Origin of the sequence: Bradyrhizobium sp. 134 (assembly GCF_023074155.1) — a bacterium.
In the GTDB taxonomy this organism is placed as follows: domain Bacteria; phylum Pseudomonadota; class Alphaproteobacteria; order Rhizobiales; family Xanthobacteraceae; genus Bradyrhizobium.
In genome coordinates this window covers 625,127-649,643 of record NZ_JADPKX010000074.1, presented here as the reverse complement: position 1 = coordinate 649,643, position 24,517 = coordinate 625,127, and the positions used below count along the sequence as shown (strand labels likewise).

At 64.2% G+C, this 24,517-nt stretch carries 22 protein-coding genes; 13 read left to right on the top strand and 9 right to left on the bottom strand.

Annotated elements, in window-relative coordinates; all coding sequences use genetic code 11:
- Nucleotides 1-44: 44 nt before the first annotated feature.
- The 3 genes from glgX to glgA all read right to left on the bottom strand — a co-directional run bounded on the left by glgX (nucleotide 45) and on the right by glgA (nucleotide 4,065).
- Complete coding sequence (glgX, locus tag IVA75_RS33245) at nucleotides 45-2,282, bottom strand: glycogen debranching protein GlgX (protein ID WP_247287717.1); 2,238 nt, start codon at nucleotides 2,280-2,282, stop codon at nucleotides 45-47.
- A 41-nt stretch (nucleotides 2,283-2,323) separates the two neighbouring features.
- A complete protein-coding gene (locus IVA75_RS33240; protein ID WP_027570454.1) occupies nucleotides 2,324-2,581 on the bottom strand; it encodes a DUF3606 domain-containing protein in 258 nt (85 codons plus the stop codon).
- 74 nt (nucleotides 2,582-2,655) lie between these two features.
- Nucleotides 2,656-4,065, bottom strand: a complete 1,410-nt coding sequence (glgA, locus tag IVA75_RS33235) for a glycogen synthase GlgA (protein WP_247287719.1) — start codon at nucleotides 4,063-4,065, stop codon at nucleotides 2,656-2,658.
- 335 nt (nucleotides 4,066-4,400) lie between these two features.
- On the opposite strand from glgA, the gene treZ reads away from it, so the two are divergent.
- Nucleotides 4,401-6,212: a malto-oligosyltrehalose trehalohydrolase gene (treZ, locus tag IVA75_RS33230; RefSeq protein WP_247287721.1), complete on the top strand. Its 1,812-nt coding sequence runs from the start codon at nucleotides 4,401-4,403 to the stop codon at nucleotides 6,210-6,212.
- A 63-nt stretch (nucleotides 6,213-6,275) separates the two neighbouring features.
- Nucleotides 6,276-7,133, top strand: a complete 858-nt coding sequence (locus tag IVA75_RS33225; protein ID WP_247287724.1) for an SDR family oxidoreductase — start codon at nucleotides 6,276-6,278, stop codon at nucleotides 7,131-7,133.
- Nucleotides 7,134-7,196: 63 nt separating this feature from the next.
- Here the strand turns inward: IVA75_RS33225 and IVA75_RS33220 are convergent, their stop codons facing one another.
- Nucleotides 7,197-7,712: a ferritin-like domain-containing protein gene (locus IVA75_RS33220; protein ID WP_027519885.1), complete on the bottom strand. Its 516-nt coding sequence runs from the start codon at nucleotides 7,710-7,712 to the stop codon at nucleotides 7,197-7,199.
- An 86-nt stretch (nucleotides 7,713-7,798) separates the two neighbouring features.
- On the opposite strand from IVA75_RS33220, the gene IVA75_RS33215 reads away from it, so the two are divergent.
- Both IVA75_RS33215 and IVA75_RS33210 read left to right on the top strand, forming a co-directional pair.
- A complete protein-coding gene (locus tag IVA75_RS33215) occupies nucleotides 7,799-7,993 on the top strand; it encodes a hypothetical protein (protein ID WP_027519884.1) in 195 nt (64 codons plus the stop codon).
- Between the two features lie 122 nt (nucleotides 7,994-8,115).
- A complete protein-coding gene (locus IVA75_RS33210) occupies nucleotides 8,116-8,298 on the top strand; it encodes a hypothetical protein (protein WP_247287725.1) in 183 nt (60 codons plus the stop codon).
- 33 nt (nucleotides 8,299-8,331) lie between these two features.
- On the opposite strand, the gene IVA75_RS33205 is transcribed toward IVA75_RS33210, so the two are convergent.
- Together IVA75_RS33205 and IVA75_RS33200 are read right to left on the bottom strand one after the other, a co-directional pair.
- Complete coding sequence (locus IVA75_RS33205) at nucleotides 8,332-8,472, bottom strand: hypothetical protein (protein ID WP_155810080.1); 141 nt, start codon at nucleotides 8,470-8,472, stop codon at nucleotides 8,332-8,334.
- A gap of 367 nt (nucleotides 8,473-8,839) precedes the next feature.
- Nucleotides 8,840-10,627 (bottom strand): peptide ABC transporter substrate-binding protein, encoded by a 1,788-nt coding sequence (locus IVA75_RS33200; RefSeq protein WP_247287727.1) that lies wholly within the window; start codon nucleotides 10,625-10,627, stop codon nucleotides 8,840-8,842.
- A gap of 392 nt (nucleotides 10,628-11,019) precedes the next feature.
- On the opposite strand from IVA75_RS33200, the gene IVA75_RS33195 reads away from it, so the two are divergent.
- The 9 genes from IVA75_RS33195 to IVA75_RS33155 all read left to right on the top strand — a co-directional run bounded on the left by IVA75_RS33195 (nucleotide 11,020) and on the right by IVA75_RS33155 (nucleotide 20,099).
- Nucleotides 11,020-11,814, top strand: coding sequence for a MetQ/NlpA family ABC transporter substrate-binding protein (locus IVA75_RS33195; RefSeq protein WP_027570461.1), 795 nt, complete (start codon nucleotides 11,020-11,022; stop codon nucleotides 11,812-11,814).
- A 136-nt stretch (nucleotides 11,815-11,950) separates the two neighbouring features.
- Nucleotides 11,951-12,985 carry a putative FMN-dependent luciferase-like monooxygenase gene (locus IVA75_RS33190; protein ID WP_247287728.1) on the top strand — a complete coding sequence of 345 codons (1,035 nt, stop codon included), beginning with the start codon at nucleotides 11,951-11,953 and terminating at the stop codon, nucleotides 12,983-12,985.
- Nucleotides 12,986-13,032: 47 nt separating this feature from the next.
- Complete coding sequence (locus IVA75_RS33185; RefSeq protein ID WP_247287729.1) at nucleotides 13,033-13,659, top strand: CMD domain protein; 627 nt, start codon at nucleotides 13,033-13,035, stop codon at nucleotides 13,657-13,659.
- A 12-nt stretch (nucleotides 13,660-13,671) separates the two neighbouring features.
- Complete coding sequence (locus tag IVA75_RS33180) at nucleotides 13,672-14,256, top strand: alkylhydroperoxidase domain protein (protein ID WP_247287730.1); 585 nt, start codon at nucleotides 13,672-13,674, stop codon at nucleotides 14,254-14,256.
- A 60-nt stretch (nucleotides 14,257-14,316) separates the two neighbouring features.
- The gene (locus IVA75_RS33175; protein ID WP_027570465.1) at nucleotides 14,317-15,474 is read left to right on the top strand and encodes an ABC transporter substrate-binding protein; all 1,158 of its coding nucleotides are present in this window, start codon (nucleotides 14,317-14,319) and stop codon (nucleotides 15,472-15,474) included.
- Between the two features lie 13 nt (nucleotides 15,475-15,487).
- A complete protein-coding gene (locus IVA75_RS33170; RefSeq protein ID WP_247287731.1) occupies nucleotides 15,488-17,311 on the top strand; it encodes an ABC transporter permease in 1,824 nt (607 codons plus the stop codon).
- A complete protein-coding gene (locus tag IVA75_RS33165; RefSeq protein WP_247287732.1) occupies nucleotides 17,311-18,144 on the top strand; it encodes an ABC transporter ATP-binding protein in 834 nt (277 codons plus the stop codon). Before IVA75_RS33170 ends, IVA75_RS33165 begins: the two co-directional genes overlap by 1 nt.
- Nucleotides 18,141-18,881 carry an ABC transporter ATP-binding protein gene (locus IVA75_RS33160; RefSeq protein ID WP_247287733.1) on the top strand — a complete coding sequence of 247 codons (741 nt, stop codon included), beginning with the start codon at nucleotides 18,141-18,143 and terminating at the stop codon, nucleotides 18,879-18,881. Before IVA75_RS33165 ends, IVA75_RS33160 begins: the two co-directional genes overlap by 4 nt.
- Before the next feature lie 186 nt (nucleotides 18,882-19,067).
- A complete protein-coding gene (locus IVA75_RS33155; protein ID WP_247288295.1) occupies nucleotides 19,068-20,099 on the top strand; it encodes a HoxN/HupN/NixA family nickel/cobalt transporter in 1,032 nt (343 codons plus the stop codon).
- 16 nt (nucleotides 20,100-20,115) lie between these two features.
- On the opposite strand, the gene IVA75_RS33150 is transcribed toward IVA75_RS33155, so the two are convergent.
- The 3 genes from IVA75_RS33150 to IVA75_RS33140 form a co-directional block, all read right to left on the bottom strand.
- A complete protein-coding gene (locus IVA75_RS33150) occupies nucleotides 20,116-21,627 on the bottom strand; it encodes an ATP-binding protein (RefSeq protein ID WP_247287734.1) in 1,512 nt (503 codons plus the stop codon).
- 102 nt (nucleotides 21,628-21,729) lie between these two features.
- Nucleotides 21,730-22,545 (bottom strand): YkgJ family cysteine cluster protein, encoded by an 816-nt coding sequence (locus IVA75_RS33145; RefSeq protein ID WP_247287736.1) that lies wholly within the window; start codon nucleotides 22,543-22,545, stop codon nucleotides 21,730-21,732.
- 230 nt (nucleotides 22,546-22,775) lie between these two features.
- Nucleotides 22,776-23,840, bottom strand: coding sequence for a 2-dehydropantoate 2-reductase (locus IVA75_RS33140; RefSeq protein ID WP_247287737.1), 1,065 nt, complete (start codon nucleotides 23,838-23,840; stop codon nucleotides 22,776-22,778).
- Nucleotides 23,841-24,517 lie beyond the last annotated feature (677 nt).

The window sequence follows — 24,517 nt, the reverse complement described above, 5'->3', positions numbered from 1 at the left end:
TGTCTCATCAAGTCGAAAACGTCTTCTCGCACTATCATGGCGAACTATCCCGGCAGCGGCGCCTCCACGACGTCCAGCAGCGCGCCGAGGCCTTGGCGCAGGCGCCGCGTGGCGATGCTCTCGGTCGCGAGGCCGAATACCACGAGGGATCGCCCGGTCACCGCATAAACATGCCCGAATTCGAATGCGGGCATCTGCCCCTCCGGTTGATTGGTGTCGATCAATCCGATCCAGCTGCGTCCCTCGGCGACCGCGGGCAAGGTGAAATTGACGACGTCGTGATGAGCATTGTAGATCAGCAGCATGGTTGCGTCCGAACCGCGGCGCTTGATCCCGGTCTCCTGGGCGCGGCCGTCGAGCAGCAAAGCGAAACATTTGGCGTTGCCGTCCTGCCACTGCTCCGTCGTCATTTCCTCGCCAGACGGCGCGAGCCACGTCACATCCTTGACGTCCAGCTCTTCGTTGTGTGAGCCGACCAGGAAGCGGCTGCGGTAGAGAATCGGAAATGCCTTGCGCGTCGCGATCAGCTTGCGGGTGAATTCGCGTAGGCTGCGGCCATTCGCGGTGATGCCCATCCAGTCGAGCCATGTGGTCTCGTTGTCCTGGGCGTACGCGTTGTTGTTGCCGTGCTGGGTGTGCCCGAATTCGTCGCCGGCAAGCAGCATGGGCGTGCCGTGGGACAACAGCATGGTTGCCAGCAGATTGCGCTTCTGGCGCTCGCGCAGCGCAATGATCTCCGGATCGTCCGTTGGTCCCTCGGCGCCGCAGTTCCAGGAGTGATTGTTGCTGTGGCCGTCGCGATTGTCCTCGCCATTGGCCTCGTTGTGCTTGTCGTTGTACGAAACGAGGTCGTTGAGATTGAAACCGTCATGGGCGGTGACGAAGTTGACACTGGCCCATGGCCGACGGCCGCGCTTGTTGAAGAGATCGCCGGATCCAGACACGCGCTTGGCGAAGTCCGCGATCGAACCCTCGTCGCCTTTCCAGAAAGCGCGCACGGTGTCTCTGAATTTGTCGTTCCACTCCGCCCATCCCGGCGGAAACTGACCGACCTGATAGCCGCCCGGACCGATGTCCCAGGGCTCGGCGATCAGCTTGACGCTGGAGAGCACGGGGTCCTGGCGGCACGCATCGAGAAAGCCGCCGCCTTCGTCGAACCCGTAGGGCTCCCGTGCCAGGATGGTGGCGAGGTCGAAACGGAAGCCGTCGACTCGCATCTCGGTCGCCCAGTAGCGTAGGGAATCCGCGACCAGTTGCAGCACGCGCGGGTGCGACAGGTTCACCGTATTCCCGGTACCGGTGTCGTTGATGTAATAGCGCCGCTGGTCCGGCAGCAGGCGGTAATAGCTGGCGTTGTCGATGCCCTTGAATGACAGCGTCGGACCGAGTTCGTTTCCTTCCGCGGTGTGATTGTAGACGACGTCGAGGATGACCTCGATGCCATGGGCGTGGAACTGGTTGACCATGGTCTTGAATTCGTTCGCGAACGGCGTCTTGAGGTAACGCGGCTCCGGCGCGAAGAAGGCAAGGGAGTTGTAGCCCCAGTAATTGCGCAGGCCTTTCTCGACCAGGTAGCTGTCGTCGACGAAGGCATGGATCGGCAACAATTCCGCACTGGTGATGCCAAGCGATCGCAGATAGGCCGGAACTTCCGAGTGCGCGAGACCGGAGAACGTGCCGCGGTCCGCGTCGGGCACCAGCGGATGCAGCTGGGTAAAACCCTTGACGTGCATCTCGTAGACGATCGTCCGCTCCCACGGCACTTCCGGCTTGCGCGCGGCGCCCCAGGTGAAGGCCGGGTCGATGACGCGGCATTTCTGCATCAAAGGGGCGCTGTCGCGTTCGTCATAGGAGAGATCCTTGTCGGCATGGTCGAGCTGGTAGCCGAACAGCTCCGGTCCCCAGCGCAACCGGCCGACCAGCTGCTTGGCGTAGGGATCGAGCACGAGCTTGTTGGGATTGAAGCGGTGTCCCGCGTCGGGTTCGTAGGGGCCGTGGACGCGGTAGCCATAGACGGTGCCGGGACGGGCCGAGGGCAGATAGCCGTGCCAGACTTCGTCGGTGTATTCTGGGAGTTCGATCCGCTCCAGTTCGGTCTCGCCGTCGTCGTCGAACAGGCAGAGCTCGACCTTGGTGGCATGGGCCGAAAACAGCGCGAAATTGACGCCGAGCCCGTCCCAGGTGGCGCCAAGCGGAAACGGCTTGCCCTCGCTGATGCGGGAGCGGCGCAGGCTCGAGGCCGCCCGCGTCAGGGCGTCGTCCGAATGTACTGTTTGATCCATCGTTCCCCGTACAGCCCTTCAACAATTTGGTGCACTTGCTCTCACTTGCGCGTCGCCCGTTCGCCGACCGTCGCAGAAGTAATCACGGCGACAGGAGGCACATCGTCTGGCTTGGGCAGCGTGGTTGCCCTTTGCAGCGCCGCCTCCTTGCTGATCGCCGCAATCGAGTTGCCGATCCGCTCCACGATGCTGGTCAGCTCCGCATCGGATAGCCCGAGACGCTTTCTGACGAGGCGCACCTGAGTAGGGTCGGCCAGGTCGAGCTTGTTGCGGATCGGCTGCGGCTTCGAGCGGCGCATGTCGAAAACTCCTGTGTAGAGTTGCAACCGCCCCTCAGGCGATTCCGTTCCCTGCTCGTCCTGCAGTTGCCCGTCTAGATCGAAGATTTGTAGATGGCTGCGTACGACTTGGCCGACTGTGTCCAGCTAAAGGCCTGTGCCATGGCCGCGCGGCGCATGTGATCGAGGCGGTCCTTCATGCCGAAGGTGGAAAAGGCCCGGCAAAGGCTTCCAAGGAAGCCGGGTGCCGACGCGCGGTCGAACAGGAAGCCCGTTTCGCCGTCCACGATCGTCTCGGCGAGCCCGCCGGTACGATGGCCGATTGGCAGCGAGCCGAAGCGCTGGGCGTACATCTGGCTCAGCCCGCAGGGTTCGAAGCGCGACGGCATCAGGGTAAAGTCGCTGCCGGCGAAGATCTTTCGTGCCTCGGCGTCGTCGAAGCCGATCTTCACGGCGATCGAGCGCGGCGCGCGCACCTGCGCCTGCAGCAGCGCCTCCTCGAACCGCGTTTCGCCCTTGCCTGTCACGACAATCTGGCCGCCCGCATCGACGATTGCTTGCGCACTCTCGATCACGAGGTCGACGCCCTTCTGGTGCACCAGGCGCGCCACGAGCGCGAACAGGGGACCTCTCGAGACCGCCAGCCCGAACTGTTCCCTGACATCGTCGGCGTTCAATGATCGTTCGGCCCAGTCACCGGCGCCGAACGGCTGGAACAGCGAGGAGCAGGTGCGCGGATCCCAGCTCTCGTCGATTCCGTTTAAAATGCCCGAAAGCTGGTTGCGATCGGCCCGTTGCCGCAACAGCCCTTCGAGACCGCAGCCGAACTCGGCGGTGGTGATCTCGCGGGCATAGGTCTGGCTCACCGTCGTCAGGTGGGAAGCGTAGACCAGGCCGGCCTTGATGAAGGACAGGCGATTGTAGAATTCCACGCCGTCGATGTTGAAGCTCGCTTCTGGGATGCCCAGCGGCGCGAGCGAGCTGCGGTCGAAGACGCCTTGATAGGCCAGATTGTGGATCGTGAACACAGTTGGAATGTGCGCGTAGTGCCATTCCAGATAGCCGGGGATCAGTGCACATTGCCAGTCATTGGCATGGACGAGATCGGCGGCCCAATCCTTGTCGACCAATCCTCTCGCGACCTGCGCTGCGGCATAAGAGAAGGTTGCGAACCGGACATTGTTGTCGCCCCAATCAGCTCCGCGGCCATCGGCATAGGGCGTGCCGTCTCGTTCGTACAACGCCGGGCACCGGACGACGTAATAGGTCATGCCGTCGGCGGTATGCCCGAGATCGATGGCAAAGGCCGGAAGGGCCGCGAAAGGTTGGCATCGTCCGACGGTCGTAAGGTCTTGTAATCCGCGCAGGACGGCCGGGTAGCCGGGGATGATGACGCGGACGTCGGCAAAGTCGCGCAAGGCGCGCGGGAGAGCCGCCGAGACGGCGGCAAGTCCACCCACTTGAATGAAGTCTGATACTTCGGGCGTCGCGAAAAGGATCCGCATGCGTCACGCCGCCCGGCCCGAGGGACACCACTGGCCTCTGCCAACCATCTCTAGAATTCCAATTGCGCTTCCCCAACGGAGCGCAATTCCTGAATTCCGCGCCGCAACAAACGTTCCTAACTTTCGCCACCGAACAGACGTTTTTCGTCCGCGGTTCAAAAGTGCACACAGAGCGTGTGCGCGGGGTGCGGCGCTCGCCTGAGGAACGAATGCCTGCATCTCGGCTTCTCACGTCCTGAGCATGCTTAAGCGATCGTAAAATCGAGCCTCGCGAAGCGTGTCGTAACTTCCAGCCATGCACGCAAAGGCGGCCAGTTTTGAGTCACAGATTGGGAATGGCAGGGCAAGCGCGACACCACGGTCCTCGATGCCTCGACCACGGGGTCTGCTTCAATCTCTGGGCGCCGACGGCGCAATCGGTCGAATTGCTCGAAGCCGGCCGGCCGGCACTTCGAACGACGCGCGACGAGGATGGCTGGTACCAATGGTTGAGCCCCACCGCGCGTGTCGGCACGCGCTATCAGTTCAGGATTAACGAAGATCTGGTCGTTCCCGACCCTGCCGCGTTCTTCCAGCCGGACGACGTCGGGGCGCCGAGCGAGGTGGTGGACACTGCGGCGTTCCGGGACTCGGTGCTCTATCCCGGCCGCCCCTGGGCGGAGGCCGTGGTCTACGAGTTGCATGTCGGCACCTTCAGCGAGGAAGGCACCTATGCCGGTATCGAGAAGAAGCTGCCCTATCTGCGCGATCTCGGCATCACCGCGATCGAGCTGATGCCGCTCAATGACGTCCCCGGCCGGCACAATTGGGGCTATGACGGCGTGCTGCTGAACGCGCCGAATGCACGCTACGGCAGGCCGGAAGACCTCAAGCGGCTGTTACGCGCGGCGCATGCCCTCGACATCATGGTCTATCTCGACGTCGTCTATAACCATTTCGGGCCGCAGCTGAACTATCTGCACCTCTATGCAGAAAGCTTCTTCACCCCGCGCCATAGCACCGGCTGGGGGCCTGCGGTCAACCTCGAGGGACACGACGGCGCGTTCGTGCGCGAGTTCCTGATCGAGAACGCGCTGATGTGGCTGCGCGACTACGGGTTCGACGGCTTGCGGCTCGACGCCGTTCACGCGCTGAAGGACGATTCCGACCGCCATTTCCTGATCGAGCTTGCCGAGACGGTTCGCAGTCAGCTGCCGGGCCGGCGCGTGCATCTGATGCTGGAGAACGAGGCCAATCAGGCCCGCCTGCTCGACCGCGCGCAAGGGCGAACCCGGCTCTATGACGCGCAATGGGGCGATGATTTTCACAACGCGCTCCACGTCCTGTTGAAGGGCGAGGACGAAGGCTATTATCGCGCCTTCGCAGACAGGCCGCTTGAACATCTCGCGCGAGCGCTCACCGAGGGCTTTGCCTACCAGGGCGAAGTCTTTCCGCTGCATGACGAACCGCGCGGCGAGCCGAGCGCGCATCTGCCGCCTGAGGCCACCATCTTCTTCGCCCAGAACCACGACCAGATCGGCAACCGCGCGCTCGGGGAGCGGCTTTCCGCGCTGGTCGGTCCGGAGAAGCTGGATCAGGCCATGGCACTGGTTCTCTTGAACCCGCATATTCCGATGTTGTTCATGGGTGAGGAAGCCGCGGCCGACACGCCATTCCTGTTCTTCGCGGACTGGTCCGGCGAAGCTGCCGAGCTGACGCGGGAAGGGCGGCGGAAGGAGTTCGCGCACTTCAAGGCATTCTCGACGCCCGACATGCGCGCCAGAATTCCGGATCCGTGCGATGAAAAAACCTTCACGGCATCGAAGCTCGACTGGATCGGCATCGACCGCTCTCCCGCCAGTGCCAGGTTTCGCGGTCTGACGACCCAATTGCTGACGATACGGCGCGAGAAGATCGTGCCGCTGATTAAACGGGGTTTCGTGTCGGCTCATTACAAGTTGCTGGGGGAGAACACTTGCACGGGTGGCCTGGATGCCCGTTGGCGGACCGAGAACGGAGATATTTTGCAGATTGTCGCCAATTTCGCCGACCGCGAACTGCCCATGCCGGCGCTGGTCGCGGGCGAGAGCCTGTGGCGATTGGGCGCGGCCGACGCGCCAGCCCTGTTGCCGAACGACATCATCGTGCGGCTTGGCCAGGAAGCGTGATGGAACGGCGAGGAACGCTTCCGAAAGCTTTCCGTTAGCGCAGCAAATCCCTGGAGCCGCTCCATGACCGAATATCCAAAACCGCCTTATCCTCCGCAACAGCAACCGATGCCCGGTTCGACCCGCGCGATGAATCCGCGACCGGATCACGGCGAGGAGACTTACAAGGGCGCCGGGCGCCTGGCCGGAAAGAAGGCAATCATCACCGGAGGCGACAGTGGCATCGGCCGCGCGGTCGCGATCGCCTATGCCAGGGAAGGCGCCGACATCGTCATCGCCTATTTGAACGAGGACGAAGATGCCGCCGAGGTGAAGGCGCTGGTGGAGCGCGAGGAACGCAAGGTCGTCCTGATCCCCGGCGACATCCGCAATCCCGATCATTGCCGCGCGATCATCGCCCGCACCGTCGAGGCGTTCGGCGCAATAGACATCCTCGTCAACAACGCGGCCCATCAGGACACGTTCAAGGAGATCGGTGATATCAGCGACGAGGAATGGCAGCAGACGTTCGAGACCAACATCCATGCCATGTTCTATCTCACCAAGGCTGCGGTGCCCCACATGCGCCCGGGAGCGGCGATCATCAACACCGCGTCGGTGAACTCCGACATGCCGAATCCGACCCTACTGGCCTATGCCACGACCAAGGGCGCCATTCAGAACTTTACCGGTGGGCTTGCCCAGATGCTGGCGGCGAAGGGCATTCGGGTCAATGCGGTCGCCCCGGGTCCGATCTGGACGCCGCTGATTCCATCGACGATGGCGGAGGACACCGTGAAGAATTTCGGCAAGCAGGTGCCGATGCAACGGGCCGGCCAGCCGGCCGAGCTCGCGACCGCCTATGTCATGCTCGCTGATCCGCTCTCGAGCTACACATCGGGAGCGACCCTTGCGGTCACCGGCGGCAAGCCGTTCATCTGACCGAACGTGCGACGAGAAAGTGGCAGCCCTGCGAGCAGGGCCGCCACGCCCAGTACGTCTCGATCAAGCGGCGCTGGACGCCTTGGCATTGACGCCCTTGCGAAGCGCCACCGTGTTCAGCTTGGTGTTGGCGGCCTTCTCTTCGTTCAGGTTCGTCGTGAGGAAGCGCACGATGTCGTCGTGGCCGAGTTCCTCTGCCCATGCGATCAGCGTGCCGTAGCGGCACATTTCATAATGCTCGACGGCCTGTGCGTTGGCCACGATCGCGGCGTCGAGCACGGCCTTGTCCTCGATCTCGCCCGCGGTCTCATCGGCCTCCTTGATGATGCCGTCGATGGCGGGGCAGTGTGTTCCGCTGGGCTCCTTGCCGAGCTTCGCGAACACCTTGCCGAGCCTGTCGACTTGCTTGTTGGTCTCTTCCAGATGAGCTTTCAGTCCGGTGACGAGGTCCCTGTTGGTCGCCTTGTCGATCATCTTCGGCAGCGACTTCAGGATCTGCTGTTCCGCGTAGTAGATGTCCTGCAGCCCGTGCAGCAACAGGTCTTCCATCGATTTGATGTCCTTAGTGAAGAATCCCATAAACGACGTCTCCTTTCACAATGATGGAACTGGAACGCCGCACAGCCGCAGCTGTTCCATTCCTGTGACCAGATCAGGAGAGCCGAATGAGCGATGGTGCGGATCATCTTGCGAGCCTGCTCGGACGGGCGGCGATGGACGTGTGGGGCGACATGCCGCGCGATATCCAGGAAGCGCTGTTCGAGACCGCCATGAAGGGCCGGCCTGCGGAGCGGGAAGAGCTCGCGCGGCTGCTGCACGAGCGGCATCCCCGTACGCTTCATCCGGCACGCCCGGGCTGAGCCGCGGCAGGAACGATCCGGCAAGGAGCCGATTTGTAAAATGGGCGAGGCGCGGTGAATGGGATTCGACGAAGCCCGTGAGCCGTGGCTCCGCCCAGAATCATATCGGTGAGTCGAGCGGCGTGACTGAAACCACTATCGGAAAATGGTACGATCCGATCTCCCAGAGATGGATTGTGCCGCGCGAAGCGCCCCCGGTGGCGGGCTACTCGCAGTTCAACCCGGAGAAGGGGTTAGAGACCCGCGCATCGGGCGAGGCGCAGCGGATCTGGGACCTGCTGGTGGATTGCTGCGCGCGCGGGTGATTTCCGAGCCGCACTATCATTGGCTTCGGCAATTCACAGAGTGATGACATAAACCGCGAAGGCAATGATGAGCGCCAGGCTCACGACGGCGGTGCTGATCAATATCTTGCCCATGGCGCGTCCGTGCTGTCTCGCAGCGTCAATGAAACAGCCGTCCTGTTCGTTCCGAACCATCAGCTGAAGGCAGCTCCGACTGTTCACATGTGAACAAAGGGCGTCGGCACCAAATGGCTTGAACTATATCATTTGATACAGACATGGCTGCGCCCGCTCTTATCATTGGCAATCCAGAAGGGCACCGCATGGTGCCATGACATGGAGACCCGATCGTGCTCAGGCGGCGTCGCGTTCAGCAAACCACCACTCTTCAAGAGCGGCTTGCGGAGTTCACCAGGACCATCCGCGAAAGGGCCGAGTCGTTGCCCGACGGTAAGGAGAGGGATGAGCTGATGAAACGGCTGAGAAGCGCCGACACGGCGTCAAACCTCGACCGTCAATTCGCCGGCAGGGATTGAGCTTACAAGGATTGAGCTGGAAGGCGTCAGCTGCGGTACCAGCTCGCCAGATTCCAAGTCGTGACGTCCCATCCCGACATGTCGACCATGAGGTTGTTGACCCCTGCGTTGACGATGTTGCGGGATAGAAGCGGCAGGAACACGTTGGCCTCGCAAAAAGTTTCGTCGACCTTGATCAGCAACGCGGCGCGCTTGACGGGATCGAGCTCGTTCTGTGCAGCCTTGTAGGCCTTGTCGGCCTCGGGATCGGACCAGCGCGAGACGTTGCGGCCGAGCCATTTGTTGTCCTTGTTGGAAATTTCCCAAGAGACGCACTGGTTCAGGAAGCGCTCCGGGTCGGGCTGCGGTTGCGTGGTGTTGTACATCTCCATGTCGGCATAGAACTTCGAGTAGGTGTCGGGATTGCCGACGTCGGATGAGAAGAACACCGATGCCGTGACCGCCTTGATCTCGATCTCGATGCCGGCCTTCTGGCAGGCCTGCTTGATGATGGCCTGCGTCTTCTGACGCGGCGCATTGGTCGAGGTCTGAAAAACGAATTTGAGCTTCTTGCCGTCCTTCTCACGGAGGCCGTCCGCGCCCTTGGCCCATCCCGCTTCATCGAGGATCTTGTTGGCCTTGTTGACGTCGAACTCGTATTTCAGCTTGGGCGACTTGAACTGTTTGGGTGCGTTGACGAAGCTCGCGGTGGCGATGCCGCCGCGCCCGTAAATGAACTTCTGGATCGAGTCGCGGTCGATCAGCAGGTTAATCGCGCGGCGAACGGCAGGATCGGACAGCGTCGGGTGCTTGGTCTTGGGGCTGGAGCGCTCGCCGTCCACCTCGGTCCACGGGTCCGTCGTGTTGAGGATGATGAACTCGACGTTGCCGGAGGGCGTGACGTCGAGCTTGCCCTTGCCGCTGGCCTCCATGCGCTTGAGGACCTCCTCCTCCACCTGCATGTTCCAGGCATAATCGTATTCGCCGGTCTGCAGCACGGCGCGCGCCGCGGACACCGCATCGCCGCCGCCCTTGATTTCGAGCGTATCGAAATGCGGCTGGTTCTTGACGTGATAGTCGGGATTGCGTTCTGCCCGGATCAGGTCACCGGGCTTGAACTCGACGAATTTGTACGGACCGGTGCCGACCGGCTTCAGATTACCGGGCGCTTCGCGCGACTTCGCGCCGACATAGTCGCCGAAATGATGTTTCGGCAGGATCGGACCGACCGAGCCGACGAAGGGATCGGCCCAGAACGGCGTCGGGGCCTTGAAGAGCACCTTGACGGTGTAGTCGTCGATCTTCTCGACCGTGATGTCCTTGTAAGAACCCGTGGTGTACGCCGCCGTGGCGAGATCCGAGGCGTATTGCCAGGTGAAAACGACGTCGTCGGCGGTGAAGGGCTTGCCGTCATGCCATCTCACGCCCTGCTTCAGTTTCCAGGTCACGCTCAGGCCGTCCGGCGAAAGGCCGCCGTTCTGCTTGGATGGGGCCTCGGCCGCGAGGCAGGGGACGAGGTTGCCCTCCTTGTCCCAGCCGGCGAGGGGCTCGAAGAAGACGCGCGAGGCGATCTGGTCCTTGGTGCCGAGCGCGAAATGCGGATTGAGCAGCGTCGGGGCCTGCCAGAGCAGGATCTTGAGCGGGCCGCCGCCGCCGGCCTTGGTCGGCTTGTAAGGCAGCGTGGCGTCCGCCATCGCCACGTCGTTCCAGACTAGGATCTGGCTGGCGACCGGCGCTGCGATCCCGATCGCAGCCATCGTCTGCATGAACGAGCGTCGCGACAGCTTGCCCTGCTTCACCTCAGCGATGGACTTGCGGATTTCGTTCTCGTTCATCGGATGATCCCCATTTCACGGACAAGTCGTCACCGGCCAAGGCCCATCATGTTTCATCAAGGGCGAGGCGGCAATGCCGACAGGGTGAGAAAACCATGCGGCGAAATGACGAACGTGCGGGGAGAGGTCTGAAGCCCGGATGGGGCCGAGCGCAAACCAGGATAAGTCCAGCCGCGGCAGGCGGCGCTCCGGATTGCGCTTCGCTCCAGCGGCCTGGGCCCAACGATCCGTGCCGTTTTGCCGTGATGCGCCTCATACTTGCGCAGGTGCATTCGTTCCCCCCATGCGGACGAACGGAGAAGCGTCGTCCGCTCCAGCAGGCCAATATGGATTTCAATTTCATTGATTTCGCGCTGCGGAGAAGCGAATACGGCTCCAATCATTGCCAAGCCATGGAGACCAAGATGTCGTTTCGCCTCCCCCTGATCCTTGCGACCGTGCTCGCCGCCTGGTCGGCCGCCGCTTCAGGCGAGACCATCAAGATCGGCGTGACGCCGGGGCCGCACGCCCAGATCTTCGAGGCCGTGAAGCCGATCGCCGCCAAGCAGGGTCTCGACATCCAGCTCATCGAATTCTCCGATTACGTCGTGCCGAACGCCGCGCTCGATGCCGGCGAGATCCAGGCCAATTCGTTCCAGAACCAGCCTTATCTGGACAACCAGAAGGCCGACCGTGGCTACAAGATCGAAGCCGCCGGCCTGACCGTGAATTTTCCGATCGGCGTCTATTCCAAGAAGCACAAGGCCTTCGCCGACATCCCCGAGGGCGGCAAGGTCTCGATCCCGAACGATCCGACCAATGGCGGCCGCGTGCTGCTGCTGCTGCGCGACAAGGGCGCGATCAAGCTGAAGGACGGCACGGGCTTCAAGCCGACGGTGCTTGATATCACCGAGAATCCCAAGAAGCTGAAGTTCATCGAAGTCGACGCAGCGCAGGCGCCGCGCGCGCTCGACGATGTCGACGCCGCGGCGATCAACACCAATTATGCAACCCAGGCGGGCCTCGATCCCGTCAAGGATCCGATCCTGCGCGAGGACCCGAAGGGTCCCTACGTCAATCTCATCGCCGTTCGCACCGTCGACAAGGACAAGCCCTGGGTCAAGATCCTGGTGGACAGCTACCACACCGCAGAGGTCAAGGAGTTCGTCCTGACCAAGTTCAAGGGCGCGGTACTGCCGAGCTGGTAGGCAGTCTGCCCAGCCAAAGTTCAGCTCAGGGCGATCCCGGCGGGCAGGCTTGCGTACGAGCCCTGCGCAATGCCCGCTTGTCTGGAGCTGCGGCAACCGACATCATCGGGGCCCATCCTCGTCCGACAGGGGGCGTATGAAACGCTTAGCAAACCTGAAACGCCTGGGGTTTTTCACGCGGCTTCTCGACGAGGCCCCGCCGGCCGACCGATATCGCTTCGCGGCCGAACAGATCGTGCGCGCCGAGAAGGCGGGCCTCGATTCCGCGTGGATCGCGCAGCACCATTTCAACGAGCGCGAGGGCGGTCTGCCGTCGCCCTTTACTTTCCTCGGTTACGTCGCTGCCCAAACCTCGCGCATCCGGCTCGGTACTGGCATCGTCACCTTGCCGCTGGAGAATGCGGTGAGGGTGGCGGAAGACGCCGCGGTGCTCGATCTGCTCTGCAACGGTCGCTTCGAGCTCGGTGTTGGCACCGGCGGCAATCCCTCGGCCTTTGCCGCGTTCGGCCTCGACAGCGCCCAGCGCAACGAGATCTTTGCGCGCAATCTCGAGGTCGTCCGCACCGCGCTGGTGGGCAAGCCGCTCGACGGTGGTGACACGCTCTATCCACAGCGGCCGCAACTGGACAACCGGTTCTGGCAGGCGACGTTCTCTGTGGCGGGCGGCGCGCGTGCCGGCAAGGCAGGCGATGGCCTGTTGCTGTCGCGTACCCAGCCCCGGACCAAGGAGGCGCCGAAGGCAACGCTGGCCGAGATTCAGAATCCGGTGATCGATGCCTATCTCGAAGCGCTACCGCCGGGACGCGAGCCCCGCATCATGGCTTCGCGCACCATCTTCGTCGCCGACGACCGGACCGAGGCGATGCGCCTTGCCGATATCGGCCTGCGGCGCGCTCTGCCGCAATTCCTCAAGGGCGGCCACGCCAAGCCGGGCGAGACGCTGGAGGAGATGATCGCGGCGTTCGACACTCATGTCGGCGCGGCCGACGACGTCATCGCCTCGCTGCGCGCCGACGCCACCCTGGAGCGGGTGACCGATCTCGTCTTCCAGGCACATTCGGTCGATGCCCCGCATCCCCACATCCTGCGCTCGATCGAGCTGGTCGCGGAGAAGGTCGCGCCAGCGCTGGGCTGGGCGCGGACGGCGCCCGACGTGGCGCTGGCGGGTTAGTCGGAATGAACGCAATCGCGTTGCACGAGGCTGCAAGAGGCTGAATGATGGCTACGAAAGATATCATCGACACGCTCGCCAGGATCGAACCGGGTTCGGCTCTGGACGGCATTCGCGCCAAGCGCGTGCAGGCGCGCGACAATGCGCAGAAGAGCTATCTCTCTCTGTTCGAGCCGCTCGACGCCGGCGATGTCTCGCTCGTCGAGCGTGCCGCAGTCGCGTTCTTCGTGATTGGCCTTCACCGCGAGCCGACTGTAGCTGCCTTCTATCGCGCGAAGTTAGCTGCGACCGCCGATGGCGCGCGCCTGGTCGAAGCGGTCGATGTCGAAATCGCGCGGGGCGAGACCTCGGGCCCCTACGGCGCCTTTCCGGCCGGACCGCTTTCGGTCGAGAACAAGGCCGGCCTGATCTACCGCGTCAGCGCGGAGCGCAAGCCCGATCTCGGGGACCGGCTCGCTGCGGCGTTCGAACATGCGCATCTGCTGGTGTTCCGCCCGCGCGATGCGGCCGCAGCCGACATGAAGGCCTTGCTCGCCGCCGGCTGGTCGAACACCGGCATCGTCACGTTCTCTCAGCTCGTTGCGTTCCTGTCGTTCCAGGTGCGCGTCGTCACCGGACTGCGCGTGCTCGGTGCCTCGCTCGGGCGCGCCGCGAACGCCGCGGCCGGCGCGTAAGGAGGCTGCATCATGAACGTTGCAAACGATGTCAATCCGCCCGTCGTCTTCACCCAGGATGAACTGGGCTGGGTGTCGTGGATCGATCCGCTGCCCGAGACTGAGCTGACCGAGCGGCATTTCGCCGGCCTCGTCGATCGCTCCCGTTCCAAGTCCGAGTATTTCCGCCTGCTGGTGCGCGATCCCGAGGTGCTGGAAGCCCGCACCAAGACCGACAAGGACATCTTCTACAACGTTGCCGACGGCCTGCCGCGCGCCGAGCGCGAGCTCGCGGCGGCTGCGACCTCGCGCTATAACGGCTGCATCTACTGCGCCTCCGTACATGCGCGTTTCGCCAGCACCTATTCCAAGCGCCGCGACGATGTGCAGCGGCTGCTCGACGAGGGCGTTGGCGCCGATCTCGGCGAGCGCTGGAATGCAGTCGTCAAGGCCTCGGTGGCGCTGGCCGCAACGCCGATCGCGTTCGGCCCCGACAATATTGATGAGCTGCGCCGCGCCGGTCTCGACGATGCGGAGATCGTCGACGTCATCAACGGCGCATCGTTCTTCAACTGGGCGAACCGGCTGATGCTGTCGCTCGGCGAGCCCTCGAAATAGCCAATCTCACCGGCATGGAAATTGCTGGTTGTTTCAACACCTGACAGGATGGAGCCGTCCATGAGCAACATCGATCGTCGTACCCTGGTCAAGGGCTCGCTTGCCGTCATGATGGCGGGAGCAGCCTTCTCGCGCGCCGCGCTTGCGCAATCGTCCGAGCCGATTTTGCTGGGCGTCAGCGGTCCGCTGACCGGGCCGAACGCGCAATATGGCACGCAGTGGAAGCAGGGCTTTGATCTCGCGCTCGACGAGATTCAGGCGGCGGGCGGCATCAACGGCCGCAAGCTCGCCTACAGCTTCGAGGACAGCCAGAGCGACCCGCGCCAGTCGGTGGCGATCGCCCAGAAGTTCGTCTCCGATCCCAGGATCGTCATGGAGCTCGGCGACTTCTCAAGTCCCGCCTCGATGGCGGCGTCGCCGATCTATCAGCGCGGCGGGCTGGTGCAGTTCGGCTTCACCAATTCGCATCCCGACTTCACCAAGGGCGGCGACTTCATGTGGAGCACCTCGGTCAGTCAGGCCGACGAGCAGCCGCTGCTGGCGGCCTATGCCGTCAAACGTCTCGGCCTGAAGAAGCTCGCCGTGCTGCACCTCAACACCGATTGGGGCCGTACCAGCCGCGACTATTTCGTCAAGGCCGCCAAAGAGCACGGCGCCGAAATCGCCGTCACCGAAGGTTACATCGCGGAGGAACGCGACTTCCGCTCCACGCTGGTGCGGGTCCGCGACGCCAATCCGGACGGGTTGATCCTGATCTCCTATTATTCCGACGGTGCGCTGATCGCGCGCCAGGCGCGCCAGGTCGGGCTGAAGCAGGTCATCTGCGCCGCTAGCTCGGTCTACTCACCGAAATTCCTGGAGCTCGGCGGCGATGCGGTCGAGGACGTCCATGTCGGAACGCGCTACTTCCCGGAAGACCCGCGCCCCGAGGTGCAGACGTTCATCGCGGGCTTCAAGAAGAAGTACAACGGGGTGGAGCCCGACGCGTTCAACGCCTACGCCTATGACGCGATGAACATGGCGGCCGCCGTCGTGAGGATCGGCGGCGCCGACCGGCGCGCGATCCGCGACGCCTTCACGAAAGTGAAGGACGTCTCGAGCGTGATCTTCGGCAAGGCGACGTTCGACGTCGAGAGCCGGCGCGTCAAGGGCGCCATGAACGCCGAGCTCGTCGTGCGCAAGGGCCAGTTCGCCCTCTGGGACGGCAAGCCGACCTGAGGGGATTTTCTGCGTGTCTTCCTGGCTCGACTACACGATCAACGGGCTGATCGTCGGTAACGTCTACGCCCTCGTTGCGGTCGGGCTGGCGCTGATCTTCGGCGTCAGCCGGCTGATCAACTTTGCGCAAGGCTCGATCTATCTCGTTGGCGCCTATATCGGCTGGGTCGCGGTGGTGCAGCTGCATACGCCGCTCCCGCTCACCATCATCGTGGTCGCGGTGGCGGCGGCGCTGGTGGGCTTGATCATCGAGCGGTTTGGGCTGCGTCCGCTGCAAAACTCGGTGCGCATCGCGCCGTTGCTGGCGACCATAGGCATCAGCTTCGTGCTCGATCAGCTCGTAATGCTGACCTTCTCGCCCAATCCGCGCGCGCTGCCGAGCCAGTTGCCGGATGTCCGTTTCCAGATCGGCGGCGGCACGATCGGACCGCTCGATCTCCTCATCGCCGGCGTCGGCCTCACCAGCGCGTTGCTGCTGTTCGTGTTCCTGCGCTACAGCAAGCTCGGATGGGCCGTGCGTGCCACCGCGCAGGACCGCGACGCCGCGATGCAAATGGGCGTCGACGTCAATCGCGTCAATCAGGCCGTGTTCGGCATTGCGGCTGCGCTCGGCGGCGTTTCCGGCCTGCTGGTCGGCATGTACTACAACCAGATCGACACCGCGATGAGCCTGCAGGCGACGCTCAAGGGCGTCGTCGCCGAAGTCGTCGGCGGTGCCGGCAATGTGCCGGGTGCGGTGATCGGAAGCCTGCTGCTCGGATTGGTCGAGAGCTACGGCGTCGCCGTGTTCGGCACCAGCTACCGCAATCTGTTCGCGTTCCTGCTGCTGGTCGTCGTGCTCGTGCTGCGGCCAAACGGCCTGTTCGCCAGCGCCCGGCAGGCGCCGCCCGAGCCGCTCACCGGCACCTTCATCGCGCCGAGCCGGCCGGTGCGCATTCCGCGCTGGGCTCTGCTGATCGCTGCCGCCGTCTTTGCGATCCTGCCGCTGTTGCCGGTGTCGTTCTATGTGCTCCAGACCCTGATCAACGCCTGGCTGCTCGGCATGCTCGCGCTGAGCCTCACCCTGGTTGCAGGCACGATCGGTCAGGTCTCGCTGGGACACGCCGCGCTGCTCGCGATCGGGGCCTACACCTCCGCGCTGCTGTCGCTCACGTTCGCCGTGCCGGTCGGCCTTGCCATCATCGGTGGCGGCCTGATGAGTGCTGCGCTCGGCACGGCGCTGATCTCGCCGTCGTTCCGGCTGCGCGGACATTATGTGTCGATCGCGACGCTCGCGATCGGCGAGATCGTCTCGCTGGTGATCCTGAACTGGGAGAGCGTCACGCGCGGGCCGATCGGCATCTCCGGCATCCCGCCGCTGTCGCCGTTTGGCTATGAGCTGGTCAGCCCGATTTCGATCTACTGGTTCAGCTTCATCGTGATGGTGGTGCTGGCGCTGCTGCAGGGACGCCTGCTCGGCTCCCATCTCGGCCGCAGCTTTCGCGCCATCCGCGACGACGACATCGCCTCGCGCGCCTATGGGCTCAGCCTGAATCGCTACAAATCGCTGGCCTTCATCTTCGGCGGCTTTGCCGCCGGAGTCAGTGGCGGCATCGCCGCGCATCTCTATTCCTACATCAACCACGAGACCTTCAACACGCAGCAATCCATCCTGGCGCTGACCGTGGTGATCCTCGGCGGCCTCGGCAATGTCGTCGGCGCCATCGTCGGAGCGGTCGCGCTGGTCGGCCTTCCGGAAGTGTTCCGCATCGCGGCGGAGTATCGCATCCTGATCTACGGCATCGTGCTGCTGCTGCTGGTGCGGTTCAGACCGCAAGGCTTGTTGGGGACGATGTGATGAGCACGACCATGCTGTCCCTGCGCGGGCTGACGCGGCGTTTCGGCGGCCTGACCGCCGTCGACGCCATCGATCTCGATCTCGCCAAAGGCGAGCTGATCAGCATCATCGGCCCGAACGGGGCCGGCAAAACGACGTTGTTCAATCTGGTGACCGGGCTTGACCTGCCGGACGCCGGGACGGTTAGCTTCGAAGATAAGGACATCACGGGTCTCTCGCCGGAGCGGCTCGCCGCCGCAGGCATCGCGCGCACGTTCCAGCTCGGCCGCGTCTTCGGCAATCTCAGCGTGATGGATAACGTGTTGATCGGTGCCCACACGCGGCTGCGTGCGGTCAAGCCGGCCGTGCCGGTGATCGGGCCATTGCTGGAATTAGGGTTGGCGTTGCTGCGCCCCGCCAGCGTCAAGGCCGAGGAGGAGCGCTTGCGCGAAGAGGTGAAGGTCATTCTCGCGCGCTTCGGCGAACGGCTGCTGCCGCGCATCGACCAGCCGGCCTACAGCCTCTCCTACGCCAATCGCCGCCGCGTCGAGATCGCGCGGGCGCTCGCGCTGAAGCCGCGTCTGCTGCTGCTGGACGAGCCGACCGCCGGCATGAACCCGACCGAGACCACGGAGATGCAGGGGCTCGTCGCCGAGCTGAAGGCCGAAGGCCTGACGATCTTGCTGATCGAGCACAAGCTCGAAATGGTGATGCGCCTCTCCGACCGCGTCATCGTCATGGACGAGGGCAAGAAAATCGCGGAAGGCCCGGGCGAAGCCGTGCGCGGCGATCCCAAGGTGATCGAGGCCTATCTCGGCCACGGCCTGACGACGAAGGAGGAGAGCGCGGCATGACGAACTCGCCTCCCGATGCGCTGCTCGCGCTCACCGACGTCAATACCTTCTACGGCCAGGCCCAGGTGCATTTTGACCTGTCGATATCAGTGCCGCGCGGCCACATCGTCTGCCTGCTCGGTGGCAACGCCAGCGGCAAATCGACGACGATGAAGATCATTTTAGGCCTGGTGAAGCCGCGTTCCGGTGACGTGACTTTCGACGGCGCCTCGCTGCTCGGACTGACCACGCCGCAGATCGTCCGCCGCGGCATCGCCTCGGTGCCGGAGGCACGGCGCCTGTTCGCGGACATGAGCGTGCGCGAGAACATCCTGATGGGCGCCTTCGTGCGCGACGACCGTGAGGCGATCGCGCAGGATCTCGACAAGATGCTCACGCTGTTCCCGAAGCTCGGCCAGCGGCTGTCGCAGCGCGCCGGCTCGCTCTCGGGCGGCGAGCAGCAGATGGTCGCGATGGTGCGCGCGCTGATGAGCCGTCCCAGGATGATCGTGATGGACGAGCCGACCATGGGCTTGTCGCCGCTTTACGTTGACCGCGTGCTGGAGCTGATCCGCACCATCAACCAGGAGGGCGTCTCGGTCTTCATGGTCGAGCAGAACGCCAGCCTCGCGCTCGAGATCGCGCACGAGGCCTACGTGCTCCAGACCGGCAAGATCGTTCTCTCCGGCTCCGCCCGCGCGCTGAAGGACGATCCGCGCATCCGCGACGCTTATCTCGGCGGCTCCGAGGCGGCGTAGCGCCATCATGGCCTGCATGGTTCGAGACGCCCGCAAGCACTGCTGCAGAACCGTGCCGCCCCCTCCGGGATTGCACTGGTCAGTATGACCATCTTATGAAAAGATCATACCGCCCGTGCGATGGGGCGTGCAGCAGACGGAATGATTGTCGTGACGAGATGGTCTTTGCGGGCGGTCGAGCCCGGGATGGTGCTGCTGTTCGGCGGGTTGATCGCGGCCAACATCGCGGCGTGGGCGTGGGCCTTCGCGGCGTTCGGTGACAAGCCGATGGTGATGGCGACCGCGCTGCTCGCCTGGGTGTTCGGCCTGCGCCACGCCGTCGATGCCGACCACATCGCCGCCATCGACAATGTCGTGCGCAAACAGATGCAGGCCGGCGGCGCGCCGCGCAGCGTCGGCCTCTATTTCGCGCTCGGCCATTCCACAATCGTCGTGGTCGCGACCATGCTGCTCGCGCTCGGCGTCGTGAGCCTCGGTGGCGACAGCCTGCTCAAGGAGATCGGCGGCTTCATCGGCACCTCGGTGTCGGCGCTGTTCCTGCTGGTGATCGCGGCCATCAATCTCGTCATCTTCGCCGGCCTGTGGCGGACGTTTCGCGCGGCACGGGAGCAGGGGATTCACGACGCCGAGGGCCTCGATGCCCTGCTTGCCAATCGCGGTCTTCTGGCGCGGCTGCTCGGCCCGATGTTCCGCCTGGTGACAAAACCCTGGCACATGTATCCGCTCGGCTTTTTGTTCGGGCTTGGCTTCGACACCGCGACCGAAATCGGCCTGCTCAGCATCTCCGCCGGCGAAGCCGCGCGCGGCGCTTCGTTTGCCGATGTCCTGGTCTTCCCCGCGCTGTTCGCGTCGGGCATGGCGCTGGTCGATACCGCCGACTCGGCACTGATGGTGAGCGCCTATCGCTGGGCCTTTGTCGATCCGCTGCGAAAGCTCTGGTACAACCTCACGATCACAGGGGCTTCCGTGGCAGTGGCGCTGTTGATCGGCGGCATCGAGGCGCTCGGGCTGATCGCGGACCGGCTCGGCCTGACCGGCGGCGTGTGGGCATTGGTTGACGCGCTCAACGACTCGCTCGCCAATGTCGGCTTCGCCGTGGTCGCGTTGTTCGTGATCGCCTGGCTCGTCTCGGTCGTGCTCTATCGGCGCATGTTTGCAGTTGAGCGGCGGCGCGCGGCGGATGCGCTTATCGGCGCCGAGGCCACCGAAGCGGCCTGATCGACAATCCGCTGGCTCAAGCCGACGCCGCGCTCGCGACCTGCTCCGCCGGCAGATCGTCGGCGTTGGGATCGCCCGGCGCGGTGGCCCAGGCCAGTTCCACCAGCGTCACGAACCTGCGGCCGGCGCCGTCGAGCTGGCAGACGATCAGGCCCTGCTCTTCCATGTAGCCGAGCAGGCGTTGCGCCCGGCGCAGCGAATGCGAGCCGTAGGCACGTGCGATGGCGGCGTCGCCGGGACACGGCCAGCCTTCTTTCGCCGCGCGCGCGATCATCATGAACACGCCCTGCATGTCGTCGGGCAGGATCGAAGCGCGAAGCGAAACGTCCTGCCAGGCATCGTCCTCGGCATGCTCGGCGCCGAGCCCGGCGCGTGCGCGTGTCAGCATGCGGCGGAATTCGGTGAGGTCGGGTACCGCCGAGCCGAGCCCCTCGATGCGGCAGCGGACCACGAACTCCTGGTAGAGCACGCCGACCGCGCGGAAGCCGGCATCGGGCGCGGCGAGCACGGCACGCAGGGTTCGATCGACGCGTTCGCGCCGCTCCGCGAGCTCCTCGGCACTGATCGGGACCTCGATCATTTCGGGGCCGATCTCCGGTGCCGCAGCCTTCGCGGCGCGGAGCTGTTCGAGCAGATCGGGCGCGGGCCGGCGCTGCGGCCGGCTGGCATCGGGCGGCGGCGCGGCGAGGATCACGGCGCGCATATTTTCGAGTGCCGCTTCAGGCATCGGCATCAGCCGCGGCGTGGAATTGCGCGGCTGGGTTTCGGTCGCGCCGATGTTCAAACGCAGCGGCCGGCGTGACAGCGCGGGGCCGAGCGCCATGAATTGTCCGCGTTCGAGATCGCGAAAGGATTCGGCCTGCCGCCGCTCCATGCCGAGCAGGTCGGCGGCGCGCGCCATGTCGATGTCGAGGAAGGTGCGGCCCATCAGGAAGTTCGACGCTTCGGCCGCGACGTTCTTGGCGAGCTTTGCCAGCCGCTGGGTCGCGATGATCCCGGCAAGCCCGCGCTTGCGGCCGCGGCACATCAGATTGGTCATCGCGCCGAGCGAAAGCTTTCGCGCTTCGTCAGAGACTTCGCCCGCGACCGCAGGCGCAAACAGCTGCGCCTCGTCGACCACCACCAGCATCGGGTACCAATGGTCGCGCCCGACGTCGAAGAGTCCGCCAAGGAAGGCCGCGGCACGGCGCATCTGGTTCTCGGCGTCGAGCCCTTCGAGATTGAGCACGGTGGAGACGCGATGCAGCCGCGCGCGCTCGCCGGCAACCTGAAGGCCGCGTTCGGTGTGATCCTCGGCCTCGATCACGAGATGGCCGAAATGTTCCGCCAGCGAGACGAAATCGCCTTCGGGATCGATGATGGCCTGCTGCACCCAAGGCGCGCTCTGCTCCAGCAACCGCCGCAGCAGATGTGATTTTCCGGAGCCCGAATTGCCCTGCACCAGGAGGCGGGTCGCCAGCAGTTCCTCGAGGTCCATGGCCGCCGCGGCGCCCGCCGTGGTCTGCCCCATCTCGATCGCAACCGTCATGCCCGACTCAAGTCCCATCATTCGCGGACAGGGGCTTATCAACCCGGCCGCGGCGCGTCGAGCGCCACGGCGCAAATCATGGTCCGTTGCCCACGGCGCAGTTTAGGCGTGACGCGACAAACGTAGAAGTGCGGGCCGATAGGGGGCTTGTGGATCGTCGTCCTCATTCGAGGGAATGGCGCAGGAGCCGAATTCCTGCCTGATCCGCTCGATTTCGGCGATGCGCTCGTGCAGCCGCTGCAAATGCTCCGGGGATTTCGCCCGCCAGAATCGGAAGGTGTCGGCGGTGAGCGGCAGGAACGCGGTGCCGAACAGCGTCGGCTCGGGAACGACGGTGCGCCCGAGCAGCAGGAACCGGTCGGCGCCGGAGACGACGAGCGTCGCGTAGCCGCGATTTCCGATTCGCTTGATGCCGTTCAGCGACCATTCGGCGAGCTTGCTGAAATAGGGCTCCTCGCGCCAGCGGTCGGGGCAATGGTCATCGACCGTCACGTTCACGGCGTCCTGGCTGAAATGCACGATGATGCCCGACTTCGCCGGAAACCAGTCCTCGTCGAGATGGCCTTGCAGCCAGGCGCAGACGAATGAACGGCACATCTGGGGACGGCGCTCGTAGATGGTGCACCCGGTGCCTGTCTGCCAATGCTTGCACAGCTGGTTTACCGGCTTGTCGACGCCGGCCACTTCGAGGATGTCGCAGCAGGCATTGCACGAGCCGCATTGCCGGGTGGGCGGCGGCGCAGTTCGACCGGCTGCCCTGAACCCCTGGCTATCGCGAACGAGCAGCCGCTGTTTCTCGAGTGCGTTCAATGCGCGCTCGATCTTGAGGCGGGACAAGCCGGTCGCGTCAATGACGCCCTTTATCGTCGTTGCGCCGGCTTCCACGGCGCGAACGACCTGCAACGTCGCCTGATCCATCTTCGACTACTTGTTCTTCTGCCTTCCATCTGACGATTGCGCGCCGGTCGGGAACCTGCGGAACCGCCTGCCGGCCCGTCGCGCGGCGGATAATTCGGCAACTCGCATGGCTAGAACTCGCATGGATGCGATGTTTGCGCAAATCGGTGGCGTCCCGGGGACGGTCCGAATTGCGCCTGATCGCGATCGATGTGCCAATTCCGGGCAGCAAGGCTGCCGCGCCGATGGTGTTACAGCGCGCCCGATCCGCCCTGCACGATCTTCTCGTTGAGCTTCAGGTCCACGGTCTCGACCGTGCGGTCGATCTCTGCATTGGGCGCGCCGAGCTGATGCGAGATCAGCTTGACCAGCAGATCGACGCGCTCGATGAAGGGCGCGCCGCCGGCCACCGCGCGTGCGGCCGATGACGGCTTCAGCAGGCTCTCGGCGGCCTTGGCGTATTTCGCGAACGGCACCTGATCCTGCGGATCGGCGCCCAGACGCCGGGCGATGGCGTCGACATGCTCGTAGATCGTCTGCGAGCGCGCGAGATCACCGTGCACGGCGTCGCGGATCGACTGCGGCTCGTGTGGCGTGATGCAGCGGTAGTTGCCGGTCAGCAGCATCGACCATTTCGCCAGCGGCACGAACAGAGAATCGAACACTTTCAGCTTCACCGGCACGTCGTGGCCGTCGAGGGTCACCGCATCGATGTCGGCTTCGAGCTCGCGCAGCACCTTGTTGTGCCTCTCGTCGGCGAACACGGATGCTTTGAAATTTGTGGGCAGACCGACGTGAAGCACGTTCGCAGCCTCTTCCGGCGGACGGAACGCCTGCGGGTCGGGCGAGCACAGGGTTACGAGCCCCGGCTCGAAGCGCTCCCACACCTGCGCGTTGGTGTAGGCCTCCTCGAGATCCATGTCTGCGAGCGAGGGAATCCGTTTCAGATAGGGCAGCGGCGGCATGTTCATGATCGACAGGCACGGCAGCTTCGCCGCGGCGATCCTGACCATGAGAACGCGCACCGTGTGGTTGGTGTATTGCGGCTCCTGCATCGCAAGGCCGACCATGTCGTAGCGCGACAACTCCACATTGGCGGGTGTCACGGCGTCGAGCTTGCCGGGCAGGTCGCGCGAGAAGATGGCGCGGTGAACCGCCTCGTCACGCAACTTGATGCGCACCTCGGTCCCCTCGCGGTTGATCAGCTCCGCGGTCTTGGCGCGGCAGACCAAGGTCACGTTGTGTCCCGCCATCAGCAGCTTCGTGCCCAGCAGGGAGCCGTAGGAAGCCCCGAGAATCAGGATGTTACGCGCCATGCCTCGTCCCTTTGCCAATTTGTGATTTTTGAGCCCCGGCCGTCATCCGCGGCCGAGTTTGGCGGGCATGTAAGGCAAAGTGCGTGAGGATGGCAACTGGGATAATGGATACAAGGGCCGGGCGAATATGACATGGCGGGATCGGGCGGAGTGCATCCGGGGCTGCTCGGCCCAGCGTTCGGTACCTTCCCGGATTACGCTTGCACTCCATCCGGGCTACGGGACCTCCTCTGTGTCGCCCTCTGTCAATCTATCTTCGCGAAAATATTCCACTTTACCGAAATTCGGAAATGGCGTATGTGTCGCGCATCCCGGCTTATCCTTGAGGGGCGATCTTGTGGTCGTCACGTTCGCGAGCCGGGCTTGCGGTGGACGCGGCAGCGTTCGGGTGCGAGAGGCTAAGGGCAGGGCGGATTGCTCTCCGTGAGCCCAAGGCTTCGTTCCGACGAGCGGCGCTGCTAGGCTTCGTCTCGTCTGTAAGTTTCCGGCTTTGCCGACAGGGCTGGGAAAACTGCGGCGAAATGGCGGGCCGTGCGTACGGCAAAACCGTGTGGTCCTGGCCGTCGTTGCTACGGTCAAGCTCTTGCGGATGCGGCATCTGCGTCAACCGGCGCGGTGTCGACGACTTCTGTGAGAGCGAGGGAGGCCAGCAGGAACTCGGCTCCCGGGAGAGCACG

What these genes read in the sequence shown, in the direction of transcription:
- glgA (WP_247287719.1), bottom strand. Translation starts at nt 4,065, where the DNA reads ATGCGGATCCTTTTCGCGACGCCCGAAGTATCAGACTTCATTCAAGTG.
- IVA75_RS33185 (WP_247287729.1), top strand. Translation starts at nt 13,033, where the DNA reads ATGGCTACGAAAGATATCATCGACACGCTCGCCAGGATCGAACCGGGT.
- treZ (WP_247287721.1), top strand. Translation starts at nt 4,401, where the DNA reads ATGGCAGGGCAAGCGCGACACCACGGTCCTCGATGCCTCGACCACGGG.
- IVA75_RS33200 (WP_247287727.1), bottom strand. Translation starts at nt 10,627, where the DNA reads ATGAACGAGAACGAAATCCGCAAGTCCATCGCTGAGGTGAAGCAGGGC.
- IVA75_RS33150 (WP_247287734.1), bottom strand. Translation starts at nt 21,627, where the DNA reads ATGACGGTTGCGATCGAGATGGGGCAGACCACGGCGGGCGCCGCGGCG.
- IVA75_RS33190 (WP_247287728.1), top strand. Translation starts at nt 11,951, where the DNA reads ATGAAACGCTTAGCAAACCTGAAACGCCTGGGGTTTTTCACGCGGCTT.
- IVA75_RS33165 (WP_247287732.1), top strand. Translation starts at nt 17,311, where the DNA reads ATGAGCACGACCATGCTGTCCCTGCGCGGGCTGACGCGGCGTTTCGGC.
- IVA75_RS33140 (WP_247287737.1), bottom strand. Translation starts at nt 23,840, where the DNA reads ATGGCGCGTAACATCCTGATTCTCGGGGCTTCCTACGGCTCCCTGCTG.
- IVA75_RS33205 (WP_155810080.1), bottom strand. Translation starts at nt 8,472, where the DNA reads ATGGTTCGGAACGAACAGGACGGCTGTTTCATTGACGCTGCGAGACAG.
- IVA75_RS33180 (WP_247287730.1), top strand. Translation starts at nt 13,672, where the DNA reads ATGAACGTTGCAAACGATGTCAATCCGCCCGTCGTCTTCACCCAGGAT.
- IVA75_RS33240 (WP_027570454.1), bottom strand. Translation starts at nt 2,581, where the DNA reads ATGCGCCGCTCGAAGCCGCAGCCGATCCGCAACAAGCTCGACCTGGCC.
- IVA75_RS33155 (WP_247288295.1), top strand. Translation starts at nt 19,068, where the DNA reads ATGGTGCTGCTGTTCGGCGGGTTGATCGCGGCCAACATCGCGGCGTGG.
- glgX (WP_247287717.1), bottom strand. Translation starts at nt 2,282, where the DNA reads ATGGATCAAACAGTACATTCGGACGACGCCCTGACGCGGGCGGCCTCG.
- IVA75_RS33225 (WP_247287724.1), top strand. Translation starts at nt 6,276, where the DNA reads ATGACCGAATATCCAAAACCGCCTTATCCTCCGCAACAGCAACCGATG.
- IVA75_RS33145 (WP_247287736.1), bottom strand. Translation starts at nt 22,545, where the DNA reads ATGGATCAGGCGACGTTGCAGGTCGTTCGCGCCGTGGAAGCCGGCGCA.
- IVA75_RS33215 (WP_027519884.1), top strand. Translation starts at nt 7,799, where the DNA reads ATGAGCGATGGTGCGGATCATCTTGCGAGCCTGCTCGGACGGGCGGCG.
- IVA75_RS33175 (WP_027570465.1), top strand. Translation starts at nt 14,317, where the DNA reads ATGAGCAACATCGATCGTCGTACCCTGGTCAAGGGCTCGCTTGCCGTC.
- IVA75_RS33195 (WP_027570461.1), top strand. Translation starts at nt 11,020, where the DNA reads ATGGAGACCAAGATGTCGTTTCGCCTCCCCCTGATCCTTGCGACCGTG.
- IVA75_RS33160 (WP_247287733.1), top strand. Translation starts at nt 18,141, where the DNA reads ATGACGAACTCGCCTCCCGATGCGCTGCTCGCGCTCACCGACGTCAAT.
- IVA75_RS33220 (WP_027519885.1), bottom strand. Translation starts at nt 7,712, where the DNA reads ATGGGATTCTTCACTAAGGACATCAAATCGATGGAAGACCTGTTGCTG.